This window comes from Luteitalea pratensis (assembly GCF_001618865.1).
Taxonomy (GTDB): domain Bacteria; phylum Acidobacteriota; class Vicinamibacteria; order Vicinamibacterales; family Vicinamibacteraceae; genus Luteitalea; species Luteitalea pratensis.
On sequence record NZ_CP015136.1, the window covers coordinates 2,309,160 to 2,332,575 of the forward strand.

Sequence of the window (23,416 nt, forward strand, 5' to 3'; positions counted from 1 at the left end):
GGACTAGGCCACCAGCCGGATCAACAGATGAGCTGATCGCCGGCGCTCGGTGTCTAAGAGCGACATGCCATGGCTCGTCCCACTGTGCCTCTGCCTGGCCGTCCTCGCGCTCGTCACCGGCGTGTTCGTTGCATCCGTGAGAAACGCCCGAGCGCTGAGGCGGGACCTGAACGATCGCTTCGACGCCGTTCAGGCCAGGCTCGAGAAGCAGGCCAATGCCATTGCGGACGAACTGTTGCGACGCCAATGACGAAGGCTCTGTCAATGAGGCTCTTTGCTGTTTGACGAATGTGCAGTCCTGACCTGACACAATCGCTGGAGCCGTATCCCTGATGTGCGGCTCCGGCTGGACGCCACATCAGCGTCACGCGAATGGGTTCTCGTCCGCGCTCGGACCGTAGATCGAAGGAACCGGGACACCAAGTACGCGGAGGTACACGGTCAGCTGTCCACGGTGGTGATACCAGTGGTTCAGCATGACAGACCGCAGCATCGCGATCCGCGGAACAGCCAACACTTCGCGATCGCCCTGCATGAGACGCCAGGTGTCCAGGACCGCCGTATCATCCATGCCCCCGAGCGCCCTCCTTGCCGCCGCGATACTCTCCTCGAGCGCAGGAAGCAGGTCCGAAGCGCTTCGGGGACGTGGATCAACGAACTCGGGCGCTTGTGCCGGAGAAGGGGAGGCCACCAGCTTCGCGACACCGCCCGGAACGGTCGCCACATGCAGCGCCAGCTCGCCAAGCGTTCGGGCCTTCTCGTGCGGTCGCCACGCCAGCTGATCTCCAGGAACGCGTTCAAGCACGCGCCGCGTCGTGATGGCTTCCTCTTCGAGTTCATTCAACAGACCATCTATCAATGCCATGGTTCGCTGCTTCCTGGAGATCAGACTGCCGATGCGCCCTGCGGCTTCATGTGAACGAGCATCCAGGACGTCCCGAACTTGTCGCGGAGCATCGCGAAGCGTGAGGCGAAGAAGGTCTCCTGCATCGGCATGAACAGCTGCCCGCCTTCGGACAGGAGTCCGTAGATGCGATCGGCTTCGGCATCGCTGTCGACCGCGAGAGACAGGTACGCACTGCGCATCGGCTGGTAATCCGGGATGTCGGCTCCCAGCAGCTCGGTGCCGCCGAGATTCATGCGGGCGTGGAGTACCTTTTCGCTCCAGTCAGGCGGTGCCGGCGAGGGCCCGGGCTGCTCGCTGTGTCGCATCAGCATCGTGATGTGTCCGCCGAGATGCTGCTCGTAGAACCGGAAGGCCTGCTCGCAGTTGCCGCCGTAGTTCAAGTAGGTGTGGAGTTGCACGGGTTGCCGTCCTTTTCGCTGGAGACGGGAATCGCCCCTGTGTGCGATCGACAAGCGATCGCCGCTACGGATACAGACCGCTGCCGCGAGCAGGAATCATCGGTCACGTCAGCCGAAGCTCCGATCGTCGGCTGAAGGCCCATAGACCGCAGGCACCTTCGACCCAAGCAGGCGCAGGTACACCGTCATCTGTCCGCGGTGATGCGCCGAGTGCAGGAACGTATCGCGAATCACCTGGTGACGCGGCTGTTCGAAGGCGAGGTGGCCGCCCGCGAGGAGGCGCCAGTTCGTCTCGAGGTGTGCATCGGTCGTCTTCTGCAGGGCCTCGCGCGCCTGGGCCACGGCCTTGTCGAGCGCCGCCACGAATTCCGCGGGCGTGTTCCCTGGGGCTGGCCTCTGCGACGAGCCGTCCTTCGGCGCGATATCCAGTTCGTCCATCGTGATGGCCATGCCGACCCACGACGGAATGTTCGCGACCAGGTCCGACAGGTAGCCGAATTCCATCGACCTCTCGTGCGGCTTCCAATCGCGCTTGCCGGTGGGCACCTGTTCGAGCACCGCCCGCGACTTCGCGGCCTCGCTCTCGAGCTCTGCCAGAAACCATTCAGTCATCGTCATGCGAGTGCCTCCAAGCCAGTGGTGTCACGACGTCGGGCATAGTCCGACGGCTACATACGACGAGTCGCTCGCGCTCGTCCGTGAGCGTTCCTCGCTTCTCGTCACTATGAATGACCGGCGAGACGCTGTCGACGTGAGCAGTCAAACACAGCCGACAGATGCGGCCTGACAGGAACCGCGTAGACCGGCGTCAAAACACGACCGTCAGTCGCACCCCCCTCAACCCCATCGGTCCCACGCTCAGCTGCGCCCCTCTGCGTGACGGCGCCGCGTAGACGACCAGGCTCCTGTGAATGAAGGCGTCGACGATGAGCCCGGCGGCTGCGCCGATGCCGCCGTAGAGCGCGACGGCGGCGTAGCACGACGGATCGTCGCGGCACTCGTTGTCGAGGAAGATCAGGGACGTGAGGCCACTGCCCACGGCAGCGCCGATGAGCGCCCCATTGGCAAGCGAGTCCTCCTTGCGTGCCTGAACCGAATCGACATCCGTGGCTTCGAAGCAACGCCACTCGCGTCCGATCTGCATGCAGAGCCACGCCTCCGAGACGTCAGCAATCGTGCCGCGGAACGTGCGGCCGCTCGCATCTGTGAGGGTGACGGTCCTGTCGCTCCCCAGGCTCTGCAACTGTTGGAGCGACGTGGCGACGGGTTGAGCACTGGTGGCGGCGGGGGATAGCGCCGCAAGAGCAATACCCAGCAATCCGGACTCGAACCAGGCGGACTTCATGGCGGCTCCTCTGGGCATGTGCAGACCCCGAGCGGGTGAACCGCGCTCAAGGGACGAGGGAGAACGAACAAGTCAGAAGGACTTCAAGGGACGAGGAACAAGGAAGCAGTGCCAAGGAATCAGGCGTGGCGCGGGCGGCGTCAGCTTGTGCCTTGGCTTTCTTGCCGACCTCTTCCTCGTGTCTTGACGCCCTTGTGACTTCCCTCCTTGTCGCCTGTCGCTTGAACTACGGCCACCCACGGGCCGCGCTCGGAGAGCGGGCCCTACCTTCCCGCGCAGGTCGCGTGCCCTCGAGAGGAGATGTGAAAGCCGCGGCTGTTTCGGCTCGCCCTCACGAAGTCGCCAGGGTGGCCTCGCGCCGCGTGCCAGTTGAGCTATCATCGCTCAACCGATCGAACCCGTGCACGACGCACCCACGCCCGCGCGTGATCAGCTGCTGCCACCTCCCTCGCCAGAGGAGACGTTGCAGCTGCTGCAGCGGCTTCGCGACGGCGAGGAGGACGCGCTGGACGCGCTGCTCTCCCGCCTGCTGCCGCGGCTCCGCCGGTGGGCGCATGGACGGTTGCCGCGCGCCGCACGCGGCATGCTCGACACCGGGGACATCGTGCAGACGGTAGCCGCCAGGGCCGTGCGCCACTTCGCGACGCTCGACGTCCCACACTCCTCGGCGCTTGGCTATTACCTGCGGCAAGCGATCTCCAACGAGATCGCGACGCACTGGCGCCGTGCCGACCGTCGCGTCTTCGAGACCACCGCCGGACCGTCACTGCCCGCTGACGACACGTCGCCGCTCGATCGGTTGATCGGCGTCGAGCGCCTGCAACGCTACGAGGCCGCCCTGCAGCGGCTCGATCCCATGGATCGCGAAGCCATCGTCGCCCGCTTCGAGCTCGCGTACGACTACGACGATCTCGCGCGCTACCTCGGCAAGCCGTCCGCAGGCGCGGCGCGCGTCGCCGTGCACCGCGCGGTGAAGCGGTTGACCGAAGAGGCGCGCCATGTCTGAGCTCGCGCTGCTCGACGATGTGCGACGCCGCGTCGCCGACCGCGAGGCGGTGGATTGGGACGCCTGTACGCGTGACCCACAGCTCGCCCGCGCGCTCTCCGACGACGATCTGCGCGAACTGGCGTTCCTCCGCGTGCTCGACGAGATCGGGGTCGTGCATTCGCAGCTGCAGACCGGCGATCTGTTGGGTGGCGAAGATGGCACTGACACGCCTGCGGCAGTACGCGCGGCAGACGATGACACGCTGACGGCTTGGGGACGCTATCGCCTGGATGAGAAGGTCGGGCGCGGTGGTTTCGGCAGCGTCTATCGCGCCTGGGATCCGGTGCTCGAGATGCCGGTGGCAATCAAGATCCTGCATCGCCGCTACGGCGATCGCCAGTTGACCGACCGCCTGCTGCGCGAGGGTCGGGCGCTCGCCCAGATCACGCATCCCCACGTCGTCCGCGTGCTGAACGTCGAAGAACACGAGGGCCGACTCGGCCTGGTGATGGAGTTCCTGCGCGGCGAGACGATGGACGCGATGATCGAGTCGCAGGGCGCGATGAACGATCGCGAGGCGACGGTGATCGTCGAGGACGTGTGCCGGGCGCTGGCAGTCGTGCATGCCCACGGGCTCGTGCATCGCGACGTCAAGGCCCGCAACATCATTCGCGAGCACGCCGGGCGGATCGTGCTGATGGACTTCGGCGCCGGGCTGTCGCAGCGTCCGAGCGACGACGAGGCAGCCGCGGTGGGGACGCCCCTCTACAGCGCGCCAGAGACGTTGCGTGGCGCGGCGGCGACGCCAGCGAGCGACGTGTACAGCGTCGGCGTCCTCCTGTATCACCTGGTGAGCGGGCGCTATCCCTACGAGGGCCGCAGCGTCGACGCCATCCAGGACGCGCAGGCGCGCGGGGCAGACGTCTCCGCGGCGTTGCTGGCGTTGCGGCCGAACGTGCCGATGTCGTTCGTCCTTGTCGTCGAGCGCGCGCTGGCAATCGATCCGCATGAGCGCTACGAGAGCGCCGCCGCGCTCCTTCGTGATCTCGCAGGCACTCATGAAGCTGCCGTCCCCTGGAAGCAGTGGGTGGTGCGGGCGCTCGTGGGCACGGGCGCACTGCTGGTGGTCCTGACGTTGGCGGGCATGCTCACCGCTGCGAACTACAACCAGGTGCTGGGCCGATCGGCATTCTCGACGGACACGGTCTTCGACTACTTGAGGCTCGGCCGCCGTTCGCTGCTGATGCCGATGGTGCTGGCATTGCTCGGAGCGGGCGTCATCGGTGCGCTGTTCGCGCTGCGCAACGTGCTGGTGGCCGCGTCCGCGACCGTGCGCGCCTTCGACACGCGGGTTCTTTCCGCGTGCGACAGGGCTGCCGGGCGCCTCGGATTGGCCGACCCGGGCGTTTGCGCCTGCTGGATTGCGCTGCTCACGGCGGCCGTGCTCGGCGCCGTGTGGTTCACCTATGCGCCCTTGCTCCACGCGGTGACCAGGGACGCGTCGACGGCAGCGCCAGATTTGCTCCGGGAACTCTCGCCAGCCCACGAGCAAGACCCCATCTATTACCGAATGGTCCTTGCGCTCACGGGCGCGACAAGTGTCACGCTCTGGTGCCTCCTCGCCCGGACGACGCGTGCCCGAAGCCAGCGCCTGCCCGGATGGTTCGTCCCGGTGCAGGTGTCGATCCTCGTCCTGCTGTATGCGTCGATGCAGTTGCCCTATCGGCTGGCCAACGACGCCGACGAGTTCGGCGTCGTCACCTGGCGAGGGCAACAGTGCCACGTGCTCGGCACGAAGGCAGGCGAGGCGCTGTTGTTCTGCCCGTCGCTGCAACCGCGCCGGCGGCTCGTGAATACCGCGAGCGAACCACTTCCGCCCGTCGGTGAACCGACGCATCTCTTTGCGGCGTTCGGTCCAAGGTCCAACTAGTGCCGCCTGCTTCCGAAGAGAAGAGTGTCCTGCATGCGTCGATCGATCCTGGCTCTCGCGCTGTCGGTCCTGTGTGTCGCGCTGACACCCGTGTCAGCGCACGCCTTCTTCTGGAAGTGGCTGGATGACCTGAGCGGCCCACAATTTGCCGGAATCAGCTTCGAACTGAAGCTGTTGTGCCTGACGCAGAGCGCAGGCGCGCGCCAGGAGATGCTCCACGGGGTGAAGCGACGGCTCGAGGCGGAACGCCTGTCGTACCAGCGCAGGGCCATGATCAGTCAGGAGCCAGCCGCGCTCTATTACCGCGTGGCGGTGATACTGACAGCCGAGGCCATCGCCGAAACCGAGCGCGTCGTTGGAGGAGCCAGTAGCGGCGAGGCCACTGGCAAGAAGCAGGTCGATGGCGCGATGGCAAGAGTCGTGAACCTTCGCATATTGGCGCGAGTCGCAGCCGATGCGAAAATCGATCCCAGCTTACGCGACGAAGACTTCAACCAACTGAAGACGTGGCTCACCGATCTCCAGGCGATCTCGCCGCCTGGCGACGACGCCAAAGATGTGGAGCGCTTCAAGACGGACGTGCTGACGAAGGCCCGCGCCCTGGTCCTGTTGCCGGTGGGTGGGTTCGCCTTCTCGGCGTGCCCACTCAGCTACCACGACGTCGATCGCGCGTTCGTCAGCGCCACCGCCGGGTTCGGGTGGGACACCAAGAACGCGAATCAAGGCAAGGGCAACATGATGGCGACAGTCGGCGCGTCGGCGCACTGGGTCATCGTTCCCGCCGTCACGGTCGGGGCTGGTGCCGGTGTCGCGCGGTTCTTCGTGGGTTCCCGGGACGATTTCTGGAAGGCCTACGTGCAGCCGGTCATCGTCGACGTTAGGCCGCTGACGCTGTTCTTCGGGAATCCGCGATTCCGGAACCCCTGGGCACACACGATTTACATCCGTTACAGCGGGACGACATTCCCCGGCGGCTTCAAGGCGGGCCTGTTCGAGCCGGATCAGCCAACGTACAAGACCGAATACATCAATTCATTCGGGATCTATTTCGACACCGAGCCCCTGTTCAGGAACAAGCAGCGCAAGTGGTGGAGAGACCACCCATGAGCTTGTAACACTCTCCTGAGCATCGCGTTCCCCCTCAAGCAGGAGGGTTCGCCGATGCTCACGTCCCCGCTTGCGCCTGCCGATTTCTCGCTCCTGTCTGATGTCATTGCGACCGTCAGCCGCACCAGCGGCCTGCCGGCCGAAGATGCGATGGACTTCAGCCAGCACGTCCACCTGAAGCTGCTCGAACGCAACTACGCGCCCCTGAAGCGGTTTGCGGGGCGCAGCTCGCTCAAGACCTTCATCACCGTCGTCGTCCGTCGCCAGCTCCTCGACTGGCGCAACCGCCACTACGGCAAGTGGCGCCCGTGCGAGGCCGCCCGTCGACTCGGGCATGCCGCCATTCACCTGGACCGTCTCATCTCGCGCGACGGGCACCAGGTGGACGATGCGGTCGCGATCATGGCGACGCGGCCGGAGTGCGCGGACGAAACGGTGTTGCGCGCGCTGGCGACGCAGTTGCCGCAGCGCATCCGCGCCAGGACCGTCGCGACCGACGACTTCGAGGGCATCAGCCCCTGCAGCTTCGATGATCCGGTCGAGGCGAGGCAGGACGAAGAGCAGACGCGCGTGCGGCGTGAACGCCTGCGCCTTGCGTGCCTTGCACTTCCACCCGACGACCGGCGCCTGCTGCACCTGCGCTTTGGCCGCGGCCTGGCGGTCAGCGACGTTGCAAGATTGATGGGGGAGCCCGCCAAGCCGCTGTATCGCCGCCTCGATCGCATCGTGTCGGCCCTGCGGTCGTCGTTGGTGAACGGCGACGCCGCGACATGCCGCCGTTCGTGCCGGAGACACTGCGTCCGCTCCGGCTCGCCAGGGCGCAAGACCCGTGATCGGCCTGGGCATATCGAGCGGGAATGACGGCATGAAACGAGCCTTTCCGGCCCAATGCTGACCAGTGGCAGCGTCAGATCCGCGTCGCTTCACGCGTCTGTATGGAGGTGCGACTGGCAGCTGAATCGCACCGAATCGAACGTCTACCTGGCCCCAATCGAGGCTCATGCCGAACTGGACTGAACAGCAACTTCACGTCGTCGGCACGAAGGCCGACATCGATGAGTTCATGCGCGCCGGCTACACGCGCCGCGGCAAGGACGAGACCGACAACCTGCTGCATTTCGACGTGCTCTGCCCGCCGGAGCGCCGCGCCGAGCAACGCGACGAGCAAAGCGACGAGCGTATCGAGAGCGGTGTGGTGCTGATCCACTTCCGGACGCGGACGCAGGCCCATTTCGAGATCATCACCGCGTGGGTTTACCCGGCGGACTTCTACGCGGCGATGGCGGCCGAATGGCCGACGCTGTCCTTCGCCTGCACAGTGGCCGGCGAAATGGGTGATTTCGGCGGCCTCGTCCTGTACGTTGGCGGGAAGTTCGACAACATTGTCGAAGACTTCCATCACCCCTACGACCGCCGTGGCCACTTGCGGAAGGTCCGGGCGGCGCTGAAGCGATGGATGGCGTTCCTCACGAGCGGCCGCGACTGCCGCGTCATGCCACACCACGCCTGGGACCTGGGGTCGATGCCGATGAATGTTCACTTCGACGGCAACTCCTGGTTCTATTTTTCGAGCCGGGAGGACATGGCCACGTTTCGCAAGCGGTATCGCTGCCACCATCCGGAGCGTCGCGTGGATGGCGAGTGGAAGCGTACGCGGTAGCGTCACGTCGGGCACCCGGGGGCCGCGCGCGACGCGAGGGTGGCATGATGTGACGACGATGACGTCTCCGGCTGTCGCGTACGATGCGCATTTCGAGCGGGACGTGTCCTGACCATGGAGTCGTTCGCAGGCGTACTCCGCTGGCTCGACGGCCTCACGTCCGCGGGCGTAATTGAGGACTACGCGATCACCGGCGCGGTCGCCTCCAGTATCTGGGATGAGGCCACCGCCACGCAGGATCTCGACGTCGCCGTGATCGTTGCCGAGAGCGACCACTCGCCGCTCGATCCCCTCCGCCCGATTCTCGCGTGGCTCGAAGCGCAGGGATACCAATTCGACGGCGAGCACGTCATCGTCTGTGGGGTGCCGATTCAGCTTCTGCCGGCGTGGCACCCGCTGATCGCGGAGGCCGTTCGCGCCGCCGTCGACATTCCCTACGGCGAGGCTGACCCTCCCGTGAGCATGCGTCTGATGGCGCCTACGTACCTGGTGGCCTCCTGGAGGCTCCCCGGCGCTGCGTCGACACGCCGGTTGGAACGCGCTCAACGGCTGCGCGCGGCTGGTCTCGTCGATGAGACGCTCCTGGCTGAACTCGTGGCACGATACGACCTGTGAGCAGCGACGCCAAGCGATGGACCGCCAAGGCAGACTGGCACGCTACCCAACGTGCGCTTTCGCCAGCCCAGAAGATTGCGCTGATCATCCAACTGCAGCACCGCGAGGTCGAACTGGACCGCGTGCGGAAGGCGGCGGGCCGGCCGGTTCGCGGCATCACGCCCTGGCGCACGCGCCCGTAATCTGACGTCGGCCGCTCCCGTCCAGCAAGCTCGACGGCTACGCCCCAACCCGCGACCGTCGACCTAAAGGTCGACGGCTACGGCTCGTCAGCGTCCAGCTTCCAGCGTCCAGCGTTCAGCGTTCGTCCAAACTTCTCACCGCCAGGGGGCGCGGGGGCCACGCCTTGGGGCCTCGATGCGGGCGGCCCAAACCAGGCGCACCACCCGGAACGCCTGATCGCCGAAGGGCGAAAGCAGCTCCAGCATCCGCGCATCCGTTGCGCGCGGCTCGCCCGCCAGGGCCCATGCGATCGTCGACGGCAGGTGGAAGTCGCCGATCGGGATCGGCTCTGGCCGGCCGAGGCGCATGCCGAGCACCATGCTCGCGGTCCACGGGCCGATCCCGCGCACTTTCTGCAGGAGTTCCGCAGCATCCTGCGTCGGCAGATTCGCCGCGCGGCGGATCGCATGCGCGACGCCTGCAACCGTCATCAACGTACGTGCCTGCTTCAGGCCGACCCCCGCCGCTTGCAAGTGCATCGTCCCGGCCGCTCGGATGGCCCGCGGCGTAGGGGAGAGGCGCATCTCGATCGGCCCAGGCGCGCGCTCGCCATGCCGCTCGCACAGGCGTCGCCACGTCATCGCCGCATGTTCCCAGGTCACAAGTTGTTGCAGCACGGTGTTCACCATCGCGTCGAACACGTCGCGGGTGTCGGTGAGGCGCACTCCGCCATATGTGCGCAGCATGCGATCGACAGCGGGATGCGACGGCAACGCCCACGGCGGTTCGTCCAGGCCGACCCAGCGCGGGACGTCCTCGAGCACAGCAGTGGCACCTAGCCCCCACGCGTCGGCACGCAACCGCGCACCGCCGATGGTCAGGCGCACCGTCACGGGTCCGTCAGCGGTATGCGAGGTGCGCCAGAGGCCATTCGCGTCACGTCGCACGGTCGGATCGCGGACGCCGAGGCGCCACCATCTCGTGGTCTCGAGGAAGTCGTACGGCTCCGGGAGCGGCCAGGTGTCGCTGGCGTCTGGCGTCATCCGCGTCTCACGATACCAACAGTCTCGCGCATGCGGCACCGCGATGATGGCAACGGCCAGAGTCGAGTGACGGGCGTTAGGGGCCGCGCTCGGGACGCAGTTGCAACTGCAGCCGCGCGACCACACCGAACAGCCCGTACCCGCCGATCACGTGCCTGAACAACTCCACGTTCTCGGTGCGCGAGCAGCGTCGCACCGTACCGCCGGCGTCGACGAGGTCGAACCAGCGCACCTGATCGACGATCGGCTTGAGCGCGAGTCCGCGTCCGTGTGCGTTGCACGCCAGCGCGCCACCCAGGCTGAGCCGATCGGCGCCGGTCTGCTTTTGGACGATCCCCCACGTCTTCGTGTCGGCGTCGACACGATCCGGCGCCTGCTGGTCTGCCATCCACGTGATCAGCTGCGGCCACTGGATGCCGGCCTCGACCGTGATCGTGCCCTGGTCACGGTCGAAGGCGAGCACGCGGTTCAGGCCGCGGGTGTCGAGCAGCACGCCGTCTTCGACGAACTGCTGGCCGCCCATGGCGTGTCGCCCGCCAGCGACCGCGATCGCCCGGCTCTCTGCTCGCGCCTGTGCGATGACCTCGGCGAGCGCATCGACGCCGGCCGGCTTGACGATGTGATGAACGCGTGTGGGATTGAGCTGCGAGTGCAGGTCGTTGACGAGGGTGGAGGCCTCGATCTCAGGGATACTCGACGCGTACGGCGATCCGACCTGCATGCGCGGGATGCAGCCGCTGGCCACAGTGGCGAGCGACGCCGCGGAGCCGCCGAGGAACCTGCGGCGCGTAAGCATGCCTCAGCATATATGGGCGACAGACAAAAACGCGGAACGCTGAACGCCGAACGCCGTTGCCCCATCAGACGAGGAACGCAGAACGTTGAACGACCGAACGCCGCATGCGGGAACCACGACAATGCCGGAACGGCCGCGAAGGCCGAACGTGGTCGCCGGTCTGGTCGGCCGGCGCTCAGTCGGCCAGCCGTTGTGGCGACGGCGCGAAAATTCCTCGCGTCCCGAATCCTGGTCACAGCCTCGTACAGGATTTGCGCCAGTTTCGGCCGTTGAGCTCTGCGGCCCACGTATCCTGTTGCGCTTCGCCTCACTCCGGGGAAGAATCGCGTTGGGCCTTCCCCAACCATGCTGACAACGGCGAACCCCCACCTCGGCGTCTGCCTGACCCTCACGCGCGCCATCAGCGGCAGTCATAACGTCGAGCAGATCTTCGACGCCGTCCTCGACTCGCTCGAAGCCGGGTTGCAGGTGAGCCGCGCATCCATCCTCCTGTTCGACGCCGCCGGCGTAATGCGCTTCGTCGCCTCGCGCGGCATCTCCGACGAGTATTGCGCTGCCGTCGAAGGTCACAGCCCCTGGACGCCGGAATCGGCCGACGCAGTCCCGATCATCGTCGGCGACGTACGCGAGGACGCGTCGCTCGCGGCGCTGCTCCCGGTCCTCGAACGCGAGCGCATCGCGGCGCTCGCCTTCTTCCCGCTCGTGAGCATGGACCGCGTGATCGGCAAGTTCATGCTGTACTTCGACACGCCGCACGTGCCCGGCGCCGGCCAGATGCAACTGGCCAGCCTGATGGCATCGCAGGTCGCGTTCGCGGTGCAACGGATCACGGTCGAGACGCAGTTGCGCCGCAACGAGCATCGACTTCGTTTCGCGCTCGACGCCGCGGCGATGGGCACGTGGGACTGGGACCTCACGACGGACAAGGTGGAGTGGTCGGAGAACCTCGCGAGCCTTCATGGTTTGCCGGACGGCACCTTCGACGGCACGTTCGCGAGCTACGAGCGTGAAATCCACCCCGAGGACCGCCCCCGCGTGCTCGCGTCGGCCAGTCGTGCCCTCACGGAAGGCATCCCGCACGACGTCGAATACCGCATCGTCGCGCCGGACGGCACCGTGCGATGGGTCGAAGGCAAGGGGATGGTCGAGTACCAGGACGGTCGGCCGGTGCGGTTGTCCGGCGTGTGCATCATGGCCACGCGCCGCAAGGAAGCCGAACTGGCGCGGCTTGCGATCGCCGAGGAGGCGAGCCGCACCAAGGACGAATTCCTCGCCACGCTCTCACACGAACTGCGGACACCGCTGAACGCGATCCTCGGCTGGGTGCACCTGCTCCAGTCGGGCGCTTTGCCATCCGCACGCGTCGAGTCGGCGTTCGACACCATCGCTCGGAACGCACGCCTGCAGGCGCAGCTGATCGAGGACATCCTCGACGTGTCGCGGATCATCGCCGGCAAGCTGGAGCTGGAACGGACCGCCGTGTGCCTGCCTGTCCTCGTGGAAACGGCGATCAGCGGCATCCTCCCCGCCGCTGCCGAGAAGGGCGTGCGCCTGACGGCCGATCTGGCGCCGTCGCTACCCACGCTCGAGGGCGATCCCAAGCGCCTGCAGCAGGTGCTCGGCAACGTCCTCGCCAACGCGGTGAAGTTCACGCCATCGGGCGGCCAGGTCACGCTGTTGTGCTTGGCGCAACACGGCGAGGTCTGCATCGAGGTGCAGGACACCGGCGCGGGAATCGCGGCGGAATTCCTGCCGCACGTGTTCGAACGTTTCCGTCAGGCCGACAGCCGGACGACACGGCAGCATGGCGGCCTCGGACTCGGCCTTGCGATTGCGCGTCACCTGGTGCAGCAGCATGGCGGCAAGATGACCGCGCACAGCGACGGCCCCGGTCTCGGCACGATGATCCGGATCAGCCTGCCGGTGCCCGTGTCGGCAGACCTCGCGCTGACGGCGCCGATCTTCACGCCGTCGACGATGCTCGCGGGCTGCCTCGACGGTGCGACGGTCCTGGTGGTGGACGACGACCAGGATTCGCGCGAGTTGTGCGGCGTGCTGCTCGAGGGCGCGGGCGCGGTGGCCACCCTGTGCGACAGCGCGGCAGCGGCCCTCCAGTGTCTCGAGACCAGCGACATCGATCTCGTGATCGCCGACATCGCGATGCCCGGTGTCGATGGCTACGCGTTCATCGCGCGCGTCCGCGAGCGACGTCCCGACATTCCCGCGATCGCCATGACGGCGCACGCACGCATCGAGGACCGCCGACGCGCCCTGGCCGCCGGCTACACGTCCTACCGCACCAAGCCGATCGACGGTCCGCAGTTGATCGTCGAGGCCGTCGATCTCCTCGCGCGACGCGCCTCGCAGCGAAGTAACGCGTAAAACGCCTACAGCCTACGCCTCAGGTCTCAGGTCTCAAGCCTCAAGCCTCCAGCCTCCAGCCTCCAGTCTCAGCGCCTTACCACTCGAGGACCAGCGGCAACGTCGGCCAGAGGTCCATCGTCTTGCCCTCCACGGCGTCGGCGAAGGCGAGGCGCAGCGTCGGCTCGCGTGCGGGTTCGAAGGAGACGATGCCGGATGCGTGCAGGGCCTGGGATGCGGCCGAGAGTTGTGACGCGGCGTCCAGGCCGCAGGTGGTCGAGGTGATGTGCGTGAGGGGGAAGTCGTGATCCAGTGGCTCGAGGCCGGCGCGCGCACGTTCGCGTACGAAGGGCATCGCGATGATTTCGGGTTCGCGCAGCGGCGTGTCCTGTGCGAACTCGATCGACTGACCTTCACCGAGCCACGACGGCCGGTATGGCCATGTCGGCCACGTCGGTGCGGCATTGGAGGCAGCGCGCCCGCCGCGCAGGACGATGCCGAATGGCGAGGCGCCGCGGCGCCGTTGCGACCAGCGATCCCAGAGGCGTGTCGGCGCGACCGCCGGCGTCTGGGCCTCGTCGGCGTTGGCAACCCAGACGAGTTCCAGATAGGCATTGCCGAAGAAGAACCGCCGGCACGCGGTGCCCTGGCCCGGATGGGTGTTGGGCGACCCTTCGCGCAACCCGAGCGCGTGCAGCGCCGCGGCCTCAGGCGCGCCGACGTCGCACATCACGAACACGTGGTCGAGTTCCATGTCCGTCGTCTCCTGGCGATCCAATCGGGAGCTACGACTCGCGAAGTCGGCTGACTCGGTGATTCAGGGTGCGAACAAGATACCGCAGCGTCGCCACTGCATGAACTCATGCGGAGCGCGCCTCAAGCCTCAAGCCTCAAGCCTCAAGCCTCAAGCCTCAAGCCTCAAGCCTCAAGCCTCAGGTCTCAGGTCTCAGGTCTCAGGCCCGATGCCTGAGCCTTGAGACCTGAGCCTTGAGACCTCGCCCAAGTACTCGGCGATCGCCCGCTTGTCGAGGTACTCGGCCCAGCCGAGGGGCGTGCCCTCGAACAGGCTGTCGTGCACGTCGAGGCGAGCGCCGCGTTCGACGAGCAGTCGCACCATGTCGAGATGTCCGCCAGCCACCGCCTGGTGCAGTGGCGTCGAGTGCGAGTGAGCCTGCGGCGGGTTGTATCGGTCGGGATCCTCGCCAGCATCGAGCAGCACGCGCACGACGTCGACGTGGCCGAGCTGCGCGGCCAGCGCAAGCGCGCGATGCCGGTCTTCGGCGTTAGCCGCCGGCAGTCGACGCGTGACCTCGTCCAGCAATCCCAGTCCCGCCGCGGTGCTGAAGGCCTCGACGCGCGCGCCTCGGCGCACCAGCGCGCGGGCGGCGTCGATGTACCCGAACGTCAGGGCCGTCAGCACAGGTGAAGTCCACGCGCCACTGCCGGACGGCTCGACGGACGCACCGTAGTCCACCAGCACGTCGACGAGTGCCACCTGTACGCCCGCGCGCGCGGGAACACTGCTCGACACGAGCAGCGCCATCGTCGTGCAGTCGCCTCCGTAGAGCTGTGCGACGGAATCCGGGACGGCGCCCGCGTCGAGCAGGACGCGCGCCACGTCGATCGCATTCGCAGGCGTCCTCTGCCGATACCCTTCCACGCCATTCGCCGCGACGTAGTGCAGCAACGTCGCGTTGTGGCGCGGCGGGTCGAAGTGCGTGACGCGTGTCGAACGCACGTGTACGAGTGCAGGATCGTCGACGAGCGCCGCACGTAACGCTTCGACATCGCCGTCGATGACCCAATCGACCGCCCGTTCGAAGCGAGCAACCGGTGCCTCCGTATCGCGCATGCTGTCGACGAAGACCGCCAGGTGCTCCCAGTCGGCGAAGTCGTAACCGCGGGCTGTTGCGAGCCGTGCGTCGTCATCGTTCAGGTCCGCTGCGGCGATGTCGCTCTCGCTGAGCGGCCTGGGCAGCCACGGCACGTCCTCGCGCAGGAAGCGAGGGTGCCGCTCCTTGAAGAAGCGAAGCGCGCCGGCGTCGCCAGTCCGCCATGCCTCCAGCAGCCGGGCGGCTTGCGCGACGTACGCCTCCAGCGGTGACCGAAGTGGCACCGGCGTCCAGTCCATTGGTGTCCTCGCGCACTGATCGTAGTTCCATGACCGGGTACCGGGTTCCGGGTACCGGGTACCGGGGCGACCGCAGACGAGCGCTGAACGCCAAACGCTGAACGCTGAAGGTGGTCAGCGTCGAGCAAGCTCGACGCCTACGTTCCCCCGAGCTGACGTAGCCGGTTAAACCCCCGCGGCGACGCCCAACGCGCGGCCTGCGTTCGACATTCCGGCATCGCGGCATTCCAGCATTGCGTGGAGCGTGGGCCGGAATCGCGGACCATGGGGCCGCGGTTCGTGGGCGCCCCGAACTTCACGGTCCCGGCGCGCGTACTTGCGTCACACTACCCGCCGCGCGGGGTTCTCGTCTATCGTCGCTGGCGTGCCGCTCTACCGTTTCGCCGACTTCGTGCTGTCGCCTCGCCAGCGCACGCTTGCACGCAACGGCCAGCCCATTGCGCTCATCCCGCGCTACTTCGACCTGCTGCTGTTCCTCGTCGAGCGCCGCACCGACGCCGTACACCGGCGCGACATCTTCGATCGCGTCTGGAGCGACGTCATCGTTTCCGACAGCGCGCTCAGCCAGGCGATCCGGACCCTGCGGCGCACGCTCGGCGACGACCCACGCGAGCCACGCTTCATCCGGACGGTGTCGCGGCACGGATACCAGTTCGTCTGTGCCGACCTGATCGAGGACACCGACGACGGCCTGGCGCCAGCACCCGTTGGACTGACCGCGAATGCTCTGTTGGGCGTTGACGTTGGCGCCACGTCGAGCGCGACGATCGGCATCACAACCGGCAATGACAACGTCGTTGTGGCTCCGGCCGGCGACCCCTACCCGCCGCTGTTGGCGTTGCTGCTGGCGCCCGCGACAACGATCGCCGAGCAGGAAGAGCAGCGGGATGCCGCGGAACGGCTGCACGCACTCGGGACCGAGGAGGCCCTGCGGCGACTCGATTGCCTGCCACACGAGGCCTTCGCGCGGGCGCTGCTGCGAGATACCCGCTACCAGGTGCCCGGTGCAGGCGAAGTGCCCCTGCTCGGCACGCCGACGGCGCTGCGATCGGCGTCGATGCTCGTCCGGCTGCGCGTGCGACGGGCGGCGGCGCTGGTCGCGCGACGATGGATAGGCGGCACGCTTGGAGGCGGATTGGCCGGTGCGCTCGCCGGCCTGATCGGGGGCGTGTTGCTGGCGCTTGCGCCCGATAGTACGGCGCCGATGACCGTGGCCCCGGTGCTGGGGGTGGTCGGTGCGCTGTGCGGGCTTGGTGGCGGTGCCGGTGTCTCCGCGGGACTGTCAGCAGGCGAGGCGCTCGCGCTCTCCGCACGGCGGCCGGCGCTCGTCGGCGCGGCGGCTGTTGGCGGCGCCATCGCCGGAGGCATCGCGCAGGAGTTCACGCGCTGGACGCTCGGCGCGCTCTTCGGCCTCTTCATGCCGATCGGCGGCTTTCTCGAGGGAGCGGTGATCGGCGCCGGCGTCGGCGCAGGATATGCCGTCGCTACCCGTGGCGTCGCCTCGGGTCTCGCGGCGCCGCGCGGTCGAGCGCGTACCGTGGTCGCGCTCGTCACCGGGCTGGGCGGTGCCGCCGCTGCGCTGGCCCTCGCGGTTGCGGGTGTGCCCCTGGTGGGCGGCACGGTGCATCTGCTCGCACAGGCATCGTCGGGGTCCCAGGTGCTCCTGACGCCGCTGGGCCGACTGCTGGGCGAGCCGGAATTCGGTCCCCTCACCCGCGCGCTCATCTCGGTGGGGGAGGGCGGCGCCTTCGCGATCGGCGTCGCGGCGGGCCTCACCCGGCGGACCGTTTAGACGAACGTCGAACGTCGAACGCAGAACGCCGACGCCATAAGCCCAACGCCTACCGCAATGCCCGCCTGGCCCACGGGCCGCGCTCGGAGAGCGGGCCCTACCTTCCTGGGGGCGCTCCCTCACGTGCGACTGACAGTGCGCAGCCGACCGTTGACCTGACTTGTCCACCGTAACCTTGGCGAAGGTGGAAGGTGGACGGCTACGAACCCGGCGCCCTGCGGCACCCGGTACCCGGCACCCGGCACCCGGTACCCGGTACCCGGTACCCGATCGAAATTCCCTCCTCTCAGCCACATCTCACCGGTTGCTCACCCGCCGCTCAAGACTTCGACGAGTGCTCCGCCGATGCTGCCAACGGCACCGGCCCGCGGCGCGCACGTCGCACACCCGAGGCGGTGCGGGAGCCCTCATGAGCCCGACAGCATTTGCCCCTGCCCACCCGCCGGCCGGCATCGTTCGCACGATCGATTCAAACGGTCCCTACATGCGCCTTCGCCTCACGACGTCGGCCGAGTGCGAGGTCATCGACCTCACCGACCAGCTCGAGGAGTTCCTGGAACTCACCGGCCTGCTGAGGGGAGTCCTGATCGTGCATACGCTGCACACCACGACCGCCGTGATCATCAACGAAAGGGAACCGCTGTTGCACGGCGACCTCTTCCGTCAGCTGGAACGCCTCGCACCGCGCGAGCTCGCGTACGACCACGACGATCCGATCCGCCGCGTCGTGAACCGCACCGACACCGAGCGTACCAACGGCCACGCACATTGCCGCGCCATGCTCCTCGGCAGCACGCTGTCCCTGCCGATCATCGACGGTCGCCTCGTGCTTGGGCGCTGGCAGCGTGTGCTGTTCGTGGAGCTGGACGGCCCGCAGGAACGCACGGTGGTCGCGACCGTGGTCGGCGGCGAGCGGTAGGGGCAGGCGGAGTGTCTCAGGTCCCAGGTCTCAAGTCTCAGGCTTCCCAAGGCCCAAGGCCCAAGGCCCCAGGGCGATACCGAGTCCCGATTCCCGATCCCGCGACATTCTCAACGCAGCGCGGGTACTTTTCCTCACTCCCGATGAGCGTTTGCGGCGTGATCGACGCGGCAGGGCTTGCTTCCGGTCCGGTGCGGACGGCCGCGTGCTTGCAACCGCGAGCACGGGGGCTCTGCATGATCACCTTCGTGTTCACCCTGTTCTTGGTCCTCCACGGGCTCATTCACGTGATGGGCGTCGCGAAAGCGTTCGGCTACGCCGACCTGCCGGGGCTCACGCTGCCAATCTCGCCCGGCATGGGCCTGGCCTGGGAAGCAGCAGCCTGCCTGTTCGTCGCCGCCGCCGTCGCCATCTACACGGACCCGCGCCACTGGTGGATCCTGGGCCTGTGCGCGGTCGCAGTGTCGATGATCGCCATCGTGCCATCCTGGCGTGATGCGAAGTTCGGCGCCGCCGCCAACGGCCTTGCCATCGTCGGCGTGGTCTTCGGCGTGCTCGCCTACGGCCCGGCGAGCCTGCGTGCGGCCTACGAGCGCGACGTCAACGCGTCGTTCACCAGGGCCGATCCGCAGGCGCGCCGGGTCGTCACCGAGGCCGACCTGGCGGCCCTTCCGTCACCGGTGCAGCGCTACCTGCGCGTCGCGGGAGTGGTGGGGCAGCCCCGTGTCAGGGAGATGTTCGTGCGCATGCACGGGCGCATTCGCGGCGGCCGCGAAATGGCTTGGATGCCGTTCTCCTCGGAGCAGCACAACAGGTTCGGCGACACTCCCTCGCGCATGTTCTACATGACGGCGACCCGGGCCCTTCTGCCGATCCAGGGCTATCACCGGTTCGTCGCTTCGGCGGCATCGATGCTGATCAAGGCGGCCGCACTCGTCCCAGTGGTCGACATGGACAGCCTCGAGCTGACGCAGAGCGAGACGGTCACGCTCTTCAACGACCTGTGCATCCTGGCGCCGTCGGCGCTCCTCGACAGCGCGGTCACCTGGGAACCGACGATGCCAAGGGCCGCCGATGGTGACGGGAACGGCGGCACGATCGTGCGCGCCCACTTCAGCCACGAGGGTCGCACCATCACAGCCGACCTCGTGTTCGGCGCCAACGACATGTTGGCCGACTTCATCTCCGACGATCGCTACGCCACGTTGCCGGACGGCACGACGATGGTGCGCCAGCGATGGTCGACGCCGGTCCGTGCGGTACGTCCGTTCGGGAAGGTCCTCCTTGCGTCGGCGGCAGAGGCGCGGTGGCACCCCAGCGACGACTCGTGGGCCTATCTCGAGCTGACGATCGACGACGTACGGTACGACCCGGAGCACTGAACCGCAAGGCTCCAGGCGACGGGCTATCATGCGCGCATGCTTGCGCTGCGCATGACGATCCCGCGCGACCAGACCTGGCCCGGACGCTGGGAGCGCGCTCCAGCATCGTGGGCCTTGACGATGGTGCTGGCAGTCTCGACGCTCGCCAGCTGTGGCCAGCCCACGCCGCCGTCCAACGGATCGTCCGCGGCGGAGAGCTCGTCCGCGGGGGCGGCGGTGCGGCCGCGCGTCGCGCTGGTGATGAAGTCGCTCGCGAACGAGTTCTTCGTCACGATGGCCGAGGGCGCAAAGCAGCATCAGGCGGCCCACCAGTCCGAGTACGATCTCATCGTCAACGGCATCCGCAACGAAACCGACATCACGCAGCAGGTCGCGCTGGTCGAGCAGATGGTCGCCCAAGGCGTGCAGGCGATCGTGATCGCCCCCGCCGACTCGCGCGCGCTCGTGCCCGCGCTGCGCCGCGCGCAGCAACATGGCGTGGTCGTCGTCAACATCGACAACAAGCTGGACGAGGCGACGCTGGCGGACGCAGGCCTGCGGGTGCCGTTCGTGGGACCTGACAATCGCGCCGGGGCGCGTGCGGTGGGCGAGGTGATCGCGAAGCGCCTCGGCAGGGGCGACGCCGTGGCGATCCTCGAAGGGGTGCCGACGGCATTCAACGCGCAGCAGCGCCGTCTCGGATTCGAGGACGCGATGCGTGCGGCCGGGATCCGCGTGGCGGCGGTGCAGGGCGCGCAGTGGGAACAGGACAAGGCCAACACCGTCTCGGCGGCCCTCCTGCGCGAACACCCGGATCTGAAGGCGATCCTCGCCAGCAACGACAGCATGGCGCTCGGCGCCGCGGCAGCGGTGCGCCAGTCCGCTCGGGCCGGCCAGGTGTTGGTGGTCGGTTTCGACAACATCGCCGCGGTGCGGCAACTGCTCGACGAGGGCCGCATCCTGGCAACGGCGGATCAGCACGGAGATCAACTCGCCGTCTACGGCATCGAGTTCGCGCTCAGGCTCCTCCGCAAGGAAGCGGCGCCCGAGGATCGGCAGACGCCAGTGGATGTGGTCACTGCCCGATAACGTCGTGCCCGCGTTGCTCTCCCTGCGAGGCGTGGGCAAGTCGTACGCGGTGCCGGTGCTCACCGGCGTCGATCTCGACTTCCGCGCCGGCGAGGTGCACGCGCTGATGGGCGCCAACGGCGCCGGCAAGTCGACGCTGGTGCGCATCGTGTGCGGACTGACGACAGCCGACAGCGGCGCGATGACGTTGGCGGGGCATCCGCACGCGCCAGGATCACGTCGCGCCGCCGAGGACGCGGGCGTGCAGGTGGTGCTGCAGGAACTCGACCTGATCGAGACGCTCAGCGTCGCGGAGAACCTGTTCCTGACGCGGCTGCCGCATCGATTCGGGCTGCTCGATCGCGCGTCGCTGCAGGCACGGGCCTCGCGGGCGCTGGCGCTGGTGGGTCTCGAGGCACTGGATCCGCGCATCCCGGTCGCGGCGCTCGGCGTCGGGCAACGGCAACTCGTCGAGATCGCGGCGGCACTGGCGCGCGACTGCCGCGTGCTCGTGCTCGACGAGCCCACCGCCGCGCTGACGGCACCGGAAGTGGAACGGCTGTTCGCGCACGTGCGGCAGTTGCGCGACCGCGGTATCGCGGTGCTGTACATCAGCCATCGCATGGAGGAGATCGCCGGCCTCGCCGATCGCGTGACCGTGCTGCGTGACGGTCGCGTCGTGGGTCACGGCGCAGTCGCTGACATGCCTCGCGACGCGATCATGGCGCTGATGACCGGCATTGCGCCGGCCCAGGCGCTGCCTGTCGAGCATGCCATCGGCGACACCGCCGGGACGCGCGCAGCGGCGACGGGTGAGGGCCGCCTCCGCCCAGGCTCCGGCGCCCAGGGACGCAGTGCAACAGCGCCGGTGGCACTGCGAGTCGAGCACCTGCGGTGCGGCACGGCGGTCCGCGATGTGACTTTCGAGGTCCGGCGCGGCGAGATCCTCGGTCTCTCGGGACTGGTGGGCGCGGGCCGCACCGAGACGTTGCGCGCCATCTTTGGCGCCGATCGTCCCGATGCCGGACACATCAGCGTGGCCGACGGGCGCCCGTTGCGGCTGCGTGGGCCACGTGACGCGGTGCGTGCCGGCCTCGGGATGGTGCCTGAGGATCGACAAGCACACGCGCTCCTGCTCCCGCAATCGATCCGCAGCAACATCACGCTGGCCACGCTCCGGCAGGTGTCGCGCGCGAGGACATGGGTCGATAGCGCACTCGAGCGTCGCACGGCTGGCGACATGGCGACGCGACTCGACGTTCGCGGTCCTGGGCTCGAGCATCGCGCAGAGGTGCTGAGTGGCGGCAACCAGCAGAAGGTTGTGCTCGCACGCTGGCTGCTACGCGAGTGCGAGGTACTGCTGGTGGACGAACCCACACGCGGCATCGACGCCGGCGCCACGCTGGCCATCCACGTCGTGCTGCGCGCACTCGCTGCACGCGGCACGGCCCTCGTCATCGTCTCGAGCGAGCTCGAGGAACTGATGGCGTTGTGCGACCGCATCGTGGTCCTGGCGAGCGGACGAGTGACGGGCTCGTTCTCACGCGGCGAATGGACCCAGGCGTCGCTGATGGCTGCCGCCTTCGCTGGCCCGGGAGTGACGTCGTGACGGGGTTGCCGAAGCGTTGGCGCGGATCACAGCCGTCGACGAGCGTCGACGATCGGGCACAGCAGGCATACCCGGGCATGCGCGGCCGCGGCGCGATCCGCGAGTCGACGGGACTCGTCCTCGTGCTGGTACTGCTGGTCGCGCTGTTCAGCGTCACCAGCGAGCACTTCCTGTCGCGGGTCACGTTCACGACGCTCGCCAATCAGTTGCCGGCACTCGCCGTGATTGTGGTCGGCATGACGCTCGTGCTGATCGCGGGCGGCATCGATCTCTCGGTCGGGTCGGTGATGGCTCTTGGTGCCGCCGTCCTCGGCGTGACGTTGACGCGCTGGCAATGGCCGGTGCCGCTGGCGCTCTCGGCGTGTGTCGGCGTCGGCGTACTGGCCGGCCTCGTCAACGGCCTGATCACCGTGCGTTGGTCGATCCCATCGTTCATCGTGACGCTCGGCATGCTGGAGATCGCGCGCGGCGGCGCCTACGTGGCCACCGATTCCCGATCCGTCTTCGTGGGGAGCGCGCTCGACGGCGTCGGTGCACCGCTGCCTGTTCTCGGCGTCTCGCCCGCGTTCCTCGTCGCGGCACTGCTGGTCGTCGCCGGGGAGGTGTTGCTCACACGCACCGTGTTCGGCCGGTATCTCGTGGCGATCGGCACCAACCGTGAAGCTGTGCGGCTCTCGGGCATCGCGCCAGCACCGGTCGAGGTCGCGGTGTTCACGTTGTCGGGCGCCCTTGCGGGCCTGGCCGGCATCTTCCACGTGGCGTACCTCGAGTCGGTCGACCCCAACGCCGGTATCGGACTCGAGCTGTCGGCGATTGCCGCAGTCGTGATCGGCGGCACGAGCCTCATGGGCGGCCGCGGATCGGTCGTCGCGAGCTTCGTCGGCGTGCTGATCATCGTGGTCCTGCAGGCGGGACTGGCCCAGATCGGCGCCACCGAACCCACCAAGCGCATCGTGACGGGGCTGGTCATCATCACGGCCGTGATCGTCGATGCATGGCGCCGACGGTGGCAAAAGAACCGATGAACGCTGAACGCCGAACGCTGAACGCCGAAGGGAGTCGGGAGTCGGGAGTGGGGATCGGGAATCGCCGACGGCAGCATCGGGCCGTCCCGGCCTGGCGTCGTTGCCAAGTCAAGCGTCGACCTTAAGGTCGATGCCTACGTACCGCAGGGCCGAGCGTCGCCGTCGCCCTTCCAGCTTCGCTGAGGCTACGGCGGACAAG

The 23,416-nt window shown here is 67.7% G+C and carries 23 protein-coding genes; 15 read left to right on the plus strand and 8 right to left on the minus strand.

Annotation, left to right across the window (positions count from 1 at the left end; all coding sequences use genetic code 11):
* Positions 1 to 64: 64 nt before the first annotated feature.
* Positions 65 to 250 carry a hypothetical protein gene (locus tag LuPra_RS09505; protein ID WP_110170524.1) on the plus strand — a complete coding sequence of 62 codons (186 nt, stop codon included), beginning with the start codon at positions 65 to 67 and terminating at the stop codon, positions 248 to 250.
* 114 nt (positions 251 to 364) lie between these two features.
* On the opposite strand, the gene LuPra_RS09510 is transcribed toward LuPra_RS09505, so the two are convergent.
* The 4 genes from LuPra_RS09510 to LuPra_RS09525 form a co-directional block, all read right to left on the minus strand.
* Positions 365 to 865: a DinB family protein gene (locus tag LuPra_RS09510; RefSeq protein WP_110170525.1), complete on the minus strand. Its 501-nt coding sequence runs from the start codon at positions 863 to 865 to the stop codon at positions 365 to 367.
* Between the two features lie 20 nt (positions 866 to 885).
* Positions 886 to 1,305, minus strand: a complete 420-nt coding sequence (locus LuPra_RS09515; RefSeq protein WP_157898945.1) for a VOC family protein — start codon at positions 1,303 to 1,305, stop codon at positions 886 to 888.
* 108 nt (positions 1,306 to 1,413) lie between these two features.
* A complete protein-coding gene (locus LuPra_RS09520) occupies positions 1,414 to 1,923 on the minus strand; it encodes a DinB family protein (RefSeq protein WP_110170527.1) in 510 nt (169 codons plus the stop codon).
* Positions 1,924 to 2,113: 190 nt separating this feature from the next.
* Positions 2,114 to 2,650, minus strand: a complete 537-nt coding sequence (locus LuPra_RS09525) for a hypothetical protein (protein ID WP_110170528.1) — start codon at positions 2,648 to 2,650, stop codon at positions 2,114 to 2,116.
* A 400-nt stretch (positions 2,651 to 3,050) separates the two neighbouring features.
* Between LuPra_RS09525 and LuPra_RS09530 the strand changes: the two genes are divergently transcribed.
* From LuPra_RS09530 to LuPra_RS09560, 7 genes are all read left to right on the plus strand, one after another.
* Positions 3,051 to 3,656, plus strand: a complete 606-nt coding sequence (locus LuPra_RS09530; protein WP_157898946.1) for an RNA polymerase sigma factor — start codon at positions 3,051 to 3,053, stop codon at positions 3,654 to 3,656.
* Complete coding sequence (locus tag LuPra_RS09535) at positions 3,649 to 5,568, plus strand: serine/threonine-protein kinase (protein WP_110170530.1); 1,920 nt, start codon at positions 3,649 to 3,651, stop codon at positions 5,566 to 5,568. Before LuPra_RS09530 ends, LuPra_RS09535 begins: the two co-directional genes overlap by 8 nt.
* Positions 5,569 to 5,601: 33 nt before the next feature.
* A complete protein-coding gene (locus tag LuPra_RS09540; RefSeq protein WP_110170531.1) occupies positions 5,602 to 6,675 on the plus strand; it encodes an LbetaH domain-containing protein in 1,074 nt (357 codons plus the stop codon).
* A 54-nt stretch (positions 6,676 to 6,729) separates the two neighbouring features.
* Positions 6,730 to 7,536: an RNA polymerase sigma factor gene (locus LuPra_RS09545; RefSeq protein ID WP_110170532.1), complete on the plus strand. Its 807-nt coding sequence runs from the start codon at positions 6,730 to 6,732 to the stop codon at positions 7,534 to 7,536.
* Positions 7,537 to 7,675: 139 nt separating this feature from the next.
* On the plus strand, positions 7,676 to 8,335 hold the full coding sequence (locus tag LuPra_RS09550) for an NAC family transcription factor (RefSeq protein WP_110170533.1): 660 nt from the start codon (positions 7,676 to 7,678) through the stop codon (positions 8,333 to 8,335).
* A gap of 114 nt (positions 8,336 to 8,449) precedes the next feature.
* Positions 8,450 to 8,950, plus strand: coding sequence for a hypothetical protein (locus LuPra_RS09555; RefSeq protein WP_110170534.1), 501 nt, complete (start codon positions 8,450 to 8,452; stop codon positions 8,948 to 8,950).
* The gene (locus tag LuPra_RS09560; RefSeq protein WP_110170535.1) at positions 8,947 to 9,132 is read left to right on the plus strand and encodes a hypothetical protein; all 186 of its coding nucleotides are present in this window, start codon (positions 8,947 to 8,949) and stop codon (positions 9,130 to 9,132) included. The genes LuPra_RS09555 and LuPra_RS09560 overlap by 4 nt, the downstream gene beginning before the upstream one ends.
* A gap of 135 nt (positions 9,133 to 9,267) precedes the next feature.
* Here LuPra_RS09560 and LuPra_RS09565 read toward each other — a convergent pair whose 3' ends face one another.
* Both LuPra_RS09565 and LuPra_RS09570 read right to left on the minus strand, forming a co-directional pair.
* Complete coding sequence (locus LuPra_RS09565) at positions 9,268 to 10,155, minus strand: DNA-3-methyladenine glycosylase family protein (protein ID WP_110170536.1); 888 nt, start codon at positions 10,153 to 10,155, stop codon at positions 9,268 to 9,270.
* 76 nt (positions 10,156 to 10,231) lie between these two features.
* Entirely contained in the window at positions 10,232 to 10,951 is a 720-nt protein-coding gene (locus LuPra_RS09570; protein ID WP_110170537.1) for an FAD-binding oxidoreductase, read from the minus strand.
* Between the two features lie 345 nt (positions 10,952 to 11,296).
* Between LuPra_RS09570 and LuPra_RS09575 the strand changes: the two genes are divergently transcribed.
* Positions 11,297 to 13,333: an ATP-binding protein gene (locus tag LuPra_RS09575; protein WP_110170538.1), complete on the plus strand. Its 2,037-nt coding sequence runs from the start codon at positions 11,297 to 11,299 to the stop codon at positions 13,331 to 13,333.
* 76 nt (positions 13,334 to 13,409) lie between these two features.
* Here the strand turns inward: LuPra_RS09575 and LuPra_RS09580 are convergent, their stop codons facing one another.
* A complete protein-coding gene (locus tag LuPra_RS09580; RefSeq protein ID WP_110170539.1) occupies positions 13,410 to 14,066 on the minus strand; it encodes a VOC family protein in 657 nt (218 codons plus the stop codon).
* 192 nt (positions 14,067 to 14,258) lie between these two features.
* Positions 14,259 to 15,428 carry an ankyrin repeat domain-containing protein gene (locus LuPra_RS09585; protein WP_162271344.1) on the minus strand — a complete coding sequence of 390 codons (1,170 nt, stop codon included), beginning with the start codon at positions 15,426 to 15,428 and terminating at the stop codon, positions 14,259 to 14,261.
* 379 nt (positions 15,429 to 15,807) lie between these two features.
* On the opposite strand from LuPra_RS09585, the gene LuPra_RS09590 reads away from it, so the two are divergent.
* The 6 genes from LuPra_RS09590 to LuPra_RS09615 all read left to right on the plus strand — a co-directional run bounded on the left by LuPra_RS09590 (position 15,808) and on the right by LuPra_RS09615 (position 23,217).
* Positions 15,808 to 17,235 carry a winged helix-turn-helix domain-containing protein gene (locus tag LuPra_RS09590; RefSeq protein ID WP_157898947.1) on the plus strand — a complete coding sequence of 476 codons (1,428 nt, stop codon included), beginning with the start codon at positions 15,808 to 15,810 and terminating at the stop codon, positions 17,233 to 17,235.
* 409 nt (positions 17,236 to 17,644) lie between these two features.
* On the plus strand, positions 17,645 to 18,154 hold the full coding sequence (locus LuPra_RS09595) for a secondary thiamine-phosphate synthase enzyme YjbQ (RefSeq protein ID WP_234800803.1): 510 nt from the start codon (positions 17,645 to 17,647) through the stop codon (positions 18,152 to 18,154).
* A 248-nt stretch (positions 18,155 to 18,402) separates the two neighbouring features.
* Positions 18,403 to 19,536: a DUF6544 family protein gene (locus LuPra_RS09600; RefSeq protein WP_157898948.1), complete on the plus strand. Its 1,134-nt coding sequence runs from the start codon at positions 18,403 to 18,405 to the stop codon at positions 19,534 to 19,536.
* Between the two features lie 120 nt (positions 19,537 to 19,656).
* A complete protein-coding gene (locus LuPra_RS09605; RefSeq protein ID WP_234800919.1) occupies positions 19,657 to 20,604 on the plus strand; it encodes a sugar ABC transporter substrate-binding protein in 948 nt (315 codons plus the stop codon).
* Positions 20,585 to 22,192 (plus strand): sugar ABC transporter ATP-binding protein, encoded by a 1,608-nt coding sequence (locus LuPra_RS09610; RefSeq protein ID WP_110170543.1) that lies wholly within the window; start codon positions 20,585 to 20,587, stop codon positions 22,190 to 22,192. Before LuPra_RS09605 ends, LuPra_RS09610 begins: the two co-directional genes overlap by 20 nt.
* Before the next feature lie 77 nt (positions 22,193 to 22,269).
* Entirely contained in the window at positions 22,270 to 23,217 is a 948-nt protein-coding gene (locus LuPra_RS09615; RefSeq protein WP_110174610.1) for an ABC transporter permease, read from the plus strand.
* Positions 23,218 to 23,416 lie beyond the last annotated feature (199 nt).

Bases quoted from the DNA above. Each gene is read 5' to 3' on its own strand.
- LuPra_RS09535 (WP_110170530.1), top strand. From the start codon at position 3,649: ATGTCTGAGCTCGCGCTGCTCGACGATGTGCGACGCCGCGTCGCCGAC.
- LuPra_RS09605 (WP_234800919.1), top strand. From the start codon at position 19,657: ATGGTGCTGGCAGTCTCGACGCTCGCCAGCTGTGGCCAGCCCACGCCG.
- LuPra_RS09555 (WP_110170534.1), top strand. From the start codon at position 8,450: ATGGAGTCGTTCGCAGGCGTACTCCGCTGGCTCGACGGCCTCACGTCC.
- LuPra_RS09505 (WP_110170524.1), top strand. From the start codon at position 65: ATGCCATGGCTCGTCCCACTGTGCCTCTGCCTGGCCGTCCTCGCGCTC.
- LuPra_RS09525 (WP_110170528.1), bottom strand. From the start codon at position 2,650: ATGAAGTCCGCCTGGTTCGAGTCCGGATTGCTGGGTATTGCTCTTGCG.
- LuPra_RS09550 (WP_110170533.1), top strand. From the start codon at position 7,676: ATGCCGAACTGGACTGAACAGCAACTTCACGTCGTCGGCACGAAGGCC.
- LuPra_RS09570 (WP_110170537.1), bottom strand. From the start codon at position 10,951: ATGCTTACGCGCCGCAGGTTCCTCGGCGGCTCCGCGGCGTCGCTCGCC.
- LuPra_RS09610 (WP_110170543.1), top strand. From the start codon at position 20,585: ATGTGGTCACTGCCCGATAACGTCGTGCCCGCGTTGCTCTCCCTGCGA.
- LuPra_RS09615 (WP_110174610.1), top strand. From the start codon at position 22,270: ATGCGCGGCCGCGGCGCGATCCGCGAGTCGACGGGACTCGTCCTCGTG.
- LuPra_RS09575 (WP_110170538.1), top strand. From the start codon at position 11,297: ATGCTGACAACGGCGAACCCCCACCTCGGCGTCTGCCTGACCCTCACG.
- LuPra_RS09580 (WP_110170539.1), bottom strand. From the start codon at position 14,066: ATGGAACTCGACCACGTGTTCGTGATGTGCGACGTCGGCGCGCCTGAG.
- LuPra_RS09565 (WP_110170536.1), bottom strand. From the start codon at position 10,155: ATGACGCCAGACGCCAGCGACACCTGGCCGCTCCCGGAGCCGTACGAC.
- LuPra_RS09595 (WP_234800803.1), top strand. From the start codon at position 17,645: ATGAGCCCGACAGCATTTGCCCCTGCCCACCCGCCGGCCGGCATCGTT.
- LuPra_RS09520 (WP_110170527.1), bottom strand. From the start codon at position 1,923: ATGACGATGACTGAATGGTTTCTGGCAGAGCTCGAGAGCGAGGCCGCG.
- LuPra_RS09540 (WP_110170531.1), top strand. From the start codon at position 5,602: ATGCGTCGATCGATCCTGGCTCTCGCGCTGTCGGTCCTGTGTGTCGCG.
- LuPra_RS09510 (WP_110170525.1), bottom strand. From the start codon at position 865: ATGGCATTGATAGATGGTCTGTTGAATGAACTCGAAGAGGAAGCCATC.
- LuPra_RS09545 (WP_110170532.1), top strand. From the start codon at position 6,730: ATGCTCACGTCCCCGCTTGCGCCTGCCGATTTCTCGCTCCTGTCTGAT.